Raw genomic sequence first — 7,751 nt, 5'->3', positions numbered from 1 at the left:
CCGTTGTCCTCGTGGTTGAGCCGGTGGCAGTGGATCACGTAGGTGCCTGCGAACTCGAGGAACTCCTGCCGCAGCGTCAGCGACGCGGGAGTGGTCACCACGTGGTTGTCGTCGAATATCGGCGCAGGGACGTTCACGTTGTCCAGGCCCCACGGCTGAACGCCCGTCTTGCCCCGGTTGGGGTCGTCGATCGCCGTGACCTGAAAGTCGTTGACGTGGATGTGCATCGGATGCGCATCGTTGTTGAAATTGGTGATCCGCCACTCCTCCACCGTGTTGAGTCGCGGCTGGATCAACGGGACGTTCGGAAACGCGGCAGGGTCGAACATGTACAGGACGGCCTTGGGGTCGTTGTTGCTGGCCTTGTCGCCGCCGATGGTGTCGCTGATCGTCATCGCCCTGGTGACCGCGGGCGTCATCACCGACGTGTCCACAAAGGAGGTGTACGCGTCGAGGTTCTGACCCGGTTCGAAGGCCGTGGTCCGGCCCTCGCCGCTGGTGTCCGGCGTAGCACGGATCAAGGTCTGGGTCGGGAATACGAAGAAGCCGTCGGCATAGCTGATGTACTTCGGATCCACGGTCAACTTGCCGAGCACCGCAGGCGAATTCTTGGTGCCGTTGTTCGTGTACAGCACACCGGGATCGGCGATCTCCTTGGCCTTGGGATCCGGCGGAAACTCGAGGACCAGGTCACCTTGCTTGGGCATCGTGACCGCGATGGCGTACCGCGACGCCGGCGGGACGTCGAGCGTGGTGCCGTCTCCGTAGACGGGCCGCTGCACCTGCGTGTACGGGTTGCCGTCCTGTCCGACGATGGAGAACTTCGGGTGGTTGCCCGTCGCGGTCTCGGTCAACCTGAGTGTCATGTAGGCGATGTCGCTGATGTTGGCCACCACCCAGATCTCCGTCTGACCCGGCTTGATCTTCAGCTCCGGTTGGAACTGACCGTTGACGGTGAACTGAACGTCGCGCTGGTTCTCCGGCAGCGCGGGATTCTCGGCGACCTTCTCGCCTCCGCTGTCGAACGCAATCAGGTTGGACGGCATGAACTGAGTCTGACCGCGGTTGTTCTTCGGCGACAGCGGGCCAGCCCACCACGGCGTGACGTACTTGGCCCCCATGGCGGTGTCGGCGATGTTCACCGGGGCCAGGCTCGGCTGGTAGGTACCGTCGGCCAGCTGTGAACCCTCGGGCGGTTTGAGCGTGCTCACGAACTGCGGCCAGCTGTAGTTGTTCAGCTGATGGCCCTTGCCGTTGCGGTCGAATACGTAGTTGTACTGAATCGCCATGTCGCGCACCGGGATGTCGTTCTGCGTGACGAGTGGCAGGTTGCCGTCGGGTCGACCGATCTCGAGCAGCCCGGCCAGCCCGAAATAGGTCTGCTGCGCAGTCAACGTGTGGCGGTGGCTGTGGTACCAGTACAGCCCGTTGGGCATGGTCTTCGGTACGTCGTAGGTATAGGTGTTGCCCATCCCGGCCGGAATGGACAGCAGCACGTTGTCGGCGTTGCCCGACGGGCTCACGTGCAGGCCGTGGGTGTGCAGGTTGAGCGGCGACTCCGTGAGCGTCGGCGGGTAGATGGGCACCTCGCCGCCCTTGGGGGTCATTGCCGGGTCGTAGTAGTCCTGGATGCTCAGACCTTGAAGGTCGTTGTCGAAGTGCACGATCAGCCGCTGGCCAGGGTCGACGCGCAGTGTCGGCGCGGGATAGAGGTTGTCCCCCTTGGTCGATCCGTCCGAACTGGTCCCCTTGATCAGGTCGTAGCCGAAGACCAGGAAGTTGGTGACGGGTTCGGAGACGGTGTCGAGGTTGACCGTGCCCTGATGAGCCGACAGCCGGACTTCGAGGACGCCGTCCCTGCTCGACAGCCGGACCGGCTCGCGGAAGGGTGCGGGTTTGCCGTCCGATCCGGCGTTGACCCCCGGCGGCGGATTGACCACTTCCCGAGGATGCGACGAGCAACTCAACGTCATCGTGGCCATCGACACGATGACGACGAGGGTGAGAATTGATTTCACGCGACGGAGCAGCATGTCGAACTCCCTGGGAGACGACCAGCACGACTGCTGGGTCGGGGAGGAGGATACACAGCAAACCCGAGCTGAGTCTGCGATTGCGCAAACCGTCCGGGGATTCGGTCAGGTTCAAAATGCGGTTTCGTGGGCCGCGAGCGCCATCCAGACCCCGTTCTGAAGGATGAAGACAACAATCGACCTGCGCTTGCTAGGTTGACGGCGATGCTGGCCGAACTGATTCCCCTGGCCCTCGTGGTCGCGCTGTCACCGCTGTCGATCATTCCTGCGGTGCTGGTCCTGCATTCGCCACGCCCCAGGCCGACGGGGTTGGCCTTCCTGGTCGGCTGGGTCGTCGGATTGGCCGTGCTGACCCAGGTCTTCGTCGAGGTGTCGAGCCGCCTCGGCGGCGGGTTGGACAAGCCGCCGAGCTGGGCGTCGTGGGTGCGCATCGTCGCCGGCGGCGCGCTGATCGTGTTCGGCATCTACAAGTGGCTCACCCGCACGCGCTCCGAGCATTCACCAAAGTGGATGAGCAGCTTCGCCAAGATCACCCCGGCCAGGGCTGCCGTGACCGCAATGGTCCTGGTCGTCGTCAACCCCAAGGTGCTGTTCATGTGTGCCGCAGCGGGTCTGGCGATCGGCACCGAGGGGCTGGGCCGGGCGGGCGCAACGCTGGGCCTCGGGTACTACGTCGCGATCGCCGCCTCCACGGTCGCGCTCCCCATCCTGGCGTACGCGGTGTCGGGCGATCGCCTGGATCAGCCGCTGGTCCGGTTGAGGGACTGGATGCAGGCGCAGCATGCCACCCTCGTCGCGGGCATCCTGGTCGTCCTCGGCGCGCTGGTGCTGTACAAGGGCCTTCACGGACTCTGAGATCAGCCCCCGTTCGGCGGGCGCTCTCTCACAAACCTGACTTACACTCCGAAGACGTGGGAATCGACGACCGCGACGCGCTGGCGACACTACGTGCCGCGGTCGACCCGCAGAACGACTCCTCCGAGCTGATCCGGCGCTTCTACACCCGCTGGTTCGCCATCGACACCGCGATCCGCGACCTGTTCCCGCCCGACATGGACCATCAGCGCAGCGTGTTCGCCAAGGCCATGACGTGGTTGCTCGGGGAATTGATCGAGCAGCGCGCAGAAGAACCCGTCGCGTTCCTGGCGCAGCTGGGCCGCGACCACCGCAAATACGGTGTCACACAACGCCATTACGACAGCATGCAAGACGCGCTGATCACCACGCTGCGGAGCCATCTGATCGATCGATGGGACGTCCGGCTTGCCGAGACCGCCGAGCAAGCCGTCGGGTTGATCATCGGGATCATGCGGGGAGCGGCCGACGCCGAGAAGGGTCCGCCCTTCCGCGACGGCACCGTCGTCGAACACCTCCGGGCGACCCGCGACGTTTCGATGGTCCGGCTGCAGCTGGACAACGCGCTCTACTTCCATCCCGGCCAGTACGTCACCGTTCAGGTGCCACAGTGGCCGCGACGCTGGCGGTACCTGAGCCCGTCGATCCCCGCCGACCGCAGTGGCGCCATCGAGTTCCACGTGCGCTCGGTCGCGGGCGGCATGGTCAGCACCGCGATCGTCGGTGAGACGAAGCCGGGCGATCGGTGGCGTCTGTCCAATCCCCACGGCGCGATGCACGTCGACCGCAACGGCGGCGATGTGCTGATGGTGGCTGGCGGAACCGGCCTTGCTCCGCTGCGGTCGATCATCATGGATCTCAGCCGCTTTGGCGTGAACCCGCGGGTGCACCTGTTCTTCGGCGCACGCTATCCGTGTGACCTCTACGATCTGAGGACACTCTGGCAGGTCGCGTCGACGAACCCGTGGCTGTCGGTGACCCCGGTATCGGAATACTCCACCAACCCGCCGTGGGCCGCCGACTATCCCGACGTCGAGCCACCCCGCGGGTTGCACGTCCGCCAGACCGGCACGCTGCCCGAGGTGGTGACGAGGTACGGGAGCTGGGGCGATCGTCAGATCCTGGTGTGCGGTGGGCCGCAGATGGTCGCGGCGACGAAGGCCGCCCTCATCGCCAAGGGCGCGAACGCGCACAGCATCCAACACGATCCACTCGTCAGCTGAGCGTGACAGAATCGCCGACATGTCCGAGTTCGAGACCGTCACGCTGCAGGACCCGTCGTCGTCGCTGACAGCGTCCGTCGTACCGCTGGCAGGCATGGTCGTCACCTCGCTCAACGACGGTGAGGACGAGTTCCTCGGCCAGCGCCGCGGCCTCGACGCCTACATCACCGCGGGCAAGACCATGGGCATCCCGATCCTGTATCCGTGGGCAAACCGGTTGAGCGCCAGCAAGTATGGCATCAACGGCGCCGTCGTGTCGCTGACTGCCGGCACCGGCGGCGTGCGCAGTGACGAGCACGGCGTGCCGATCCACGGCGTCCTCGCCGCATATCCCGGCTGGTTGGTGACCGAAAGGTCCGAGAACTCGCTGAAGGCCGTCCTCGACTACGGCGGCAGGCCGCGGCTTCTCGCGTCGTTCCCCTTTCCCCACGTGCTGACGCAGCAGGTGACGCTCACCGATCGCACGCTGACGATCGAGACCACCGTGATGCCGACCACCGCGGCGTCCGTGCCGCTGTGCTTCGGATATCACCCGTATCTGAGGGTTCCCGGCGCCCCACGCGAGGAGTGGCTGCTGCAGACCCCGACCATGCGCCACCTTCCGGTGGACAACTGGGGAATTCCGACCGGCGCGAGCGCCGACTGGACCGGTTCCACCGAACCGCTGAAGACCACCGTGTACGACGACGGCTTCGACCAGGTGCCCGACGGTTCGGTGTTCGCCCTCTCGGGTGGCGACCGGCGCATCGAGGTGAAGTTCGAGAAGGGCTACCCGGCCGCGCAACTGTTCGCACCGAGCAACGACGACGTCGTCGGCATCGAGCCGATGGCCGCCCCGACCGACTCGCTGCGCCGGGGCAACTACCGCTTCGCCGTCGCGGGCAAGCCGGAGAAGGCGCGGTTCTCGATCAAGGTGGTCTAGCGGGAGCCCTTGCGCGGCTGCCAGACTACCAACGCGGTGCTCTTCGGCATCACGGCCAGGTCGCGGCGCTGGTTGGCCCGCAGTCGGTCCAGCTCGTCGGCCATCTCGCGCATTCTCGAGCGCAGCGCCTCGACCTGATTGGTCAGCTCGATGATGCGCTTGATGCCCGCGAGGTTGACGCCCTCGTCCTGCGACAGCCGCTGCACCTCGCGGAGCAGGTCGACGTCGTGCTGTGAGTAGCGGCGCCCGCCGCCGGAACTGCGCTGCGGTCTGACCAGGCCGAGCCGGTCGTAGGTACGCAGCGTCTGCGCGTGCATACCCGCCAGCTCGGCGGCCACCGAGATCAGGAACGTCCGGGCCTCGTCATGGTTCCGCTTGGCACTCATTACGCACCGGCCCATCCGGCCCGCGGATCGAAGCCGCCTGCCCGCTCGGCCTTGGCGTAGGCCTCGAGCGCCTCGGCTGCCTCACCCTCGAGGTTCGGCGGAACCGCGACCTTGACGGTGACCAACAGATCGCCATGACCTCCGGCACGCTTGGGCACCCCGCGTCCGCGAACCCGCAGGATCCGGCCGTCGGACGTGCCCTTCGGCACCCGCACCCCGACCTTGCCCTCGAGCGTCGGCACGGAAAGCGTTGCGCCCAAGGCGAGTTCGTGGAAACTGACGGGAACGCTCACGGTGAGGTCGTCGCCGTCGCGGCCGAACACCTTGTCCGGCCGGACGTGCACCGTCACGAACAGGTCGCCGGAAGGCGCGCCGCGCAGGCCGGCCTCGCCCTGGCCGGCCAGGCGGATGCGTTGACCGTCCTCGACGCCGGGGGGTATGCGCACGTTGATGGTGCGGGTGCGGGTCGTCACGCCCGTGCCGTGGCATTCGTCGCACGGCTCCTCGATGATCGAGCCACTGCCCCGGCATTCGGTGCACGGTTCGGAGAACCCGAAGGCGCCCTGGTTGCGGTTGATGACGCCAGCGCCGTTGCAGCTTGGACACACCTTGGGGCTGGTGCCCGGGCGGGCTCCGCTGCCGTGGCAGTTGGTGCACGGCGCCGGGCTGGTGAGCCGCAGCGGCATCGCCACACCCTTGGTGGCCTCGAGGAACGACAGCTCCGTCTCGGTCTCCAGGTCGTTTCCGCGGCGCGGACGGCTGGGCCGCGGCTGTTGTGCACCGCGTCCGAACAGTCCACCGAAGAGGTCGCCGATGTTGGCGCCACCCGTTTGCGGGGCGGCGTCGAAAAGGTCGCCGAGGTTGAATTCGACTCCGTCGCCGCCGAAGTTGCCGAAGTTGCCGCCGCTGCCGGCACCGCTGAACCGGCGACCGCCGCCGTTGGCGAACAAGCGCCGGGTCTCGTCGTACTCCTTGCGCTTGGCCTTGTCCAAGAGGACGTCCTTGGCCTCACCCACGGCCTTATACCGCTCTTCGGCTTTCACGTCGTCCGGGTTGCGGTCGGGATGGTTCTCAGCCATCAACTTGCGGGCGACGCGCTTGATCTCGTCGTCGCTGGCATCGGAGGTGACGCCGAGTTCCTTGTAGAAGTCCTTCTCAACCCATTCTCGCTGGACCATGCCGCGTCACCTCCTCACCTTTCTGCATCACGTTCGGCGCTTACTGACTTGATTCTGAGTTGTCGGCGCCGATCTGCGCGCCACCGGCGTCCGAATTCTCGGTCGTGTCGGGCACGGAATCGACGACGCCTACCATCGCGTGCCTGAGCACGGGGCCTTCCCCGAGCCGGTAGCCCTGGCGCATCACGGTCCCGATCACCGGGTTGGTGCCCTCGCCCTCGTTCTGCACGGCCTCGTGCAGTGACGGGTCGAAGGGGTCGCCCTCCACACCGAAGGCCACCAGTCCGATGGCCTGCAGTGCGGCAGTGAGCTTGTCGGCGACCGACTTCAGTGGACCCGTCTCCAGGTCACCGTGGCGGCGCGCCCGCTCGAGATCGTCGAGCACGGGCAGCAGCTGCGTTGCTGCGAAGGCCTTGCCCCGTTCGGCGGCAGCCTGTTCCTGTCGTACGGACCGCTTGCGGTAGTTGTCGTATTCCGCCTTGACGCGTTGCAGCGTCGCCTTGAGCTCGGCGGCCTCATCCACCTCGTCAACAGGCTCCATCACCGGCGACGGCCCACTGGGGGTCGACGCCGGATCACGAACCGCACCCGTTTCGGGATCGACGCGCCGTCTGTCGGTGATGGTCACCGGCTCTTGCGGATCGTTCTCGTGGGTCACTTGGGCTCCTGCTCGTCGTCTTCGACGACCTCCGCGTCCACCACGTTGTCGTCAGCCGGTCGGGAATCCGCGCTATCGCCTGCGGCCTGCTCGGCCTGGGTGGCCTCGTAGATCGCCTGGCCGAGAGCCTGGGACTCGACGCCCAACTTCTCCATCGCGGCCTTGATCGCCGTGATGTCGGTGCCTTCGAGGGCGGTCTTCGCCTCCGCGATCGCACCCTCGACCTTGGTCAGCGTCTCCTCGGGAACCTTTGAGCCGCCCTCGCTTTCGCGCTGCTCCTTGATGAACTTCTCCGTCTGGTAAACCAGCGCTTCGGCATCGTTGCGGGCGGTGGCCTCCTCACGGCGCTTGCGGTCTTCCTCGGCGTGGGCCTCGGCGTCCTTGATCATCCGATCGATGTCCTCCTGGGAGAGGCCGGAGCCCTCCTGGATCTTGATCGTGTTCTCCTTGCCGGTGCCCTTGTCCTTGGCGGTGACGTGGACGATGCCGTTGACGT

At 66.3% G+C, this 7,751-nt stretch carries 8 protein-coding genes; 3 read left to right on the top strand and 5 right to left on the bottom strand.

Annotation, left to right across the window (positions count from 1 at the left end; translation table 11 throughout):
* Positions 1–2,033 (bottom strand): multicopper oxidase family protein (locus QOI01_RS00205; protein WP_526377466.1); only part of this gene is annotated, 2,033 nt, incomplete at its 3' end.
* Between the two features lie 204 nt (positions 2,034–2,237).
* Between QOI01_RS00205 and QOI01_RS00200 the strand changes: the two genes are divergently transcribed.
* Genes QOI01_RS00200 through QOI01_RS00190 form a run of 3 tightly spaced genes read left to right on the top strand, consistent with a single transcriptional unit; the run spans position 2,238 to position 5,033 of the window.
* Positions 2,238–2,888, top strand: coding sequence for a GAP family protein (locus tag QOI01_RS00200; protein WP_526377464.1), 651 nt, complete (start codon positions 2,238–2,240; stop codon positions 2,886–2,888).
* 56 nt (positions 2,889–2,944) lie between these two features.
* Positions 2,945–4,111: an FAD-binding oxidoreductase gene (locus QOI01_RS00195; RefSeq protein WP_526377462.1), complete on the top strand. Its 1,167-nt coding sequence runs from the start codon at positions 2,945–2,947 to the stop codon at positions 4,109–4,111.
* Between the two features lie 19 nt (positions 4,112–4,130).
* Positions 4,131–5,033 (top strand): aldose 1-epimerase, encoded by a 903-nt coding sequence (locus QOI01_RS00190; protein WP_526377460.1) that lies wholly within the window; start codon positions 4,131–4,133, stop codon positions 5,031–5,033.
* Here QOI01_RS00190 and QOI01_RS00185 read toward each other — a convergent pair.
* From QOI01_RS00185 to QOI01_RS00170, 4 genes are all read right to left on the bottom strand, one after another.
* Positions 5,030–5,419: a heat shock protein transcriptional repressor HspR gene (locus QOI01_RS00185; RefSeq protein WP_526377458.1), complete on the bottom strand. Its 390-nt coding sequence runs from the start codon at positions 5,417–5,419 to the stop codon at positions 5,030–5,032. The genes QOI01_RS00190 and QOI01_RS00185 overlap by 4 nt on opposite strands.
* Positions 5,419–6,597, bottom strand: coding sequence for a molecular chaperone DnaJ (gene dnaJ / locus QOI01_RS00180; protein WP_526377456.1), 1,179 nt, complete (start codon positions 6,595–6,597; stop codon positions 5,419–5,421). Before dnaJ ends, QOI01_RS00185 begins: the two co-directional genes overlap by 1 nt.
* 40 nt (positions 6,598–6,637) lie before the next feature.
* Positions 6,638–7,255: a nucleotide exchange factor GrpE gene (grpE, locus tag QOI01_RS00175; protein ID WP_526377454.1), complete on the bottom strand. Its 618-nt coding sequence runs from the start codon at positions 7,253–7,255 to the stop codon at positions 6,638–6,640.
* On the bottom strand, positions 7,252–7,751 hold a 500-nt coding region (locus tag QOI01_RS00170), incomplete at its 5' end, for an Hsp70 family protein (RefSeq protein WP_526377452.1). The genes QOI01_RS00170 and grpE, both read right to left, overlap by 4 nt.

The organism is Mycobacterium sp. (assembly GCF_032162605.1).
Classification (GTDB): Bacteria; Actinomycetota; Actinomycetes; order Mycobacteriales; family Mycobacteriaceae; genus Mycobacterium.
This window is presented reverse-complemented; position numbering and strand designations above follow the sequence as displayed.

Coding starts and splice junctions, on each gene's coding strand:
- dnaJ (WP_526377456.1), bottom strand. CDS start 6,597: ATGGTCCAGCGAGAATGGGTTGAGAAGGACTTCTACAAGGAACTCGGC.
- QOI01_RS00200 (WP_526377464.1), top strand. CDS start 2,238: ATGCTGGCCGAACTGATTCCCCTGGCCCTCGTGGTCGCGCTGTCACCG.
- QOI01_RS00185 (WP_526377458.1), bottom strand. CDS start 5,419: ATGAGTGCCAAGCGGAACCATGACGAGGCCCGGACGTTCCTGATCTCG.
- QOI01_RS00190 (WP_526377460.1), top strand. CDS start 4,131: ATGTCCGAGTTCGAGACCGTCACGCTGCAGGACCCGTCGTCGTCGCTG.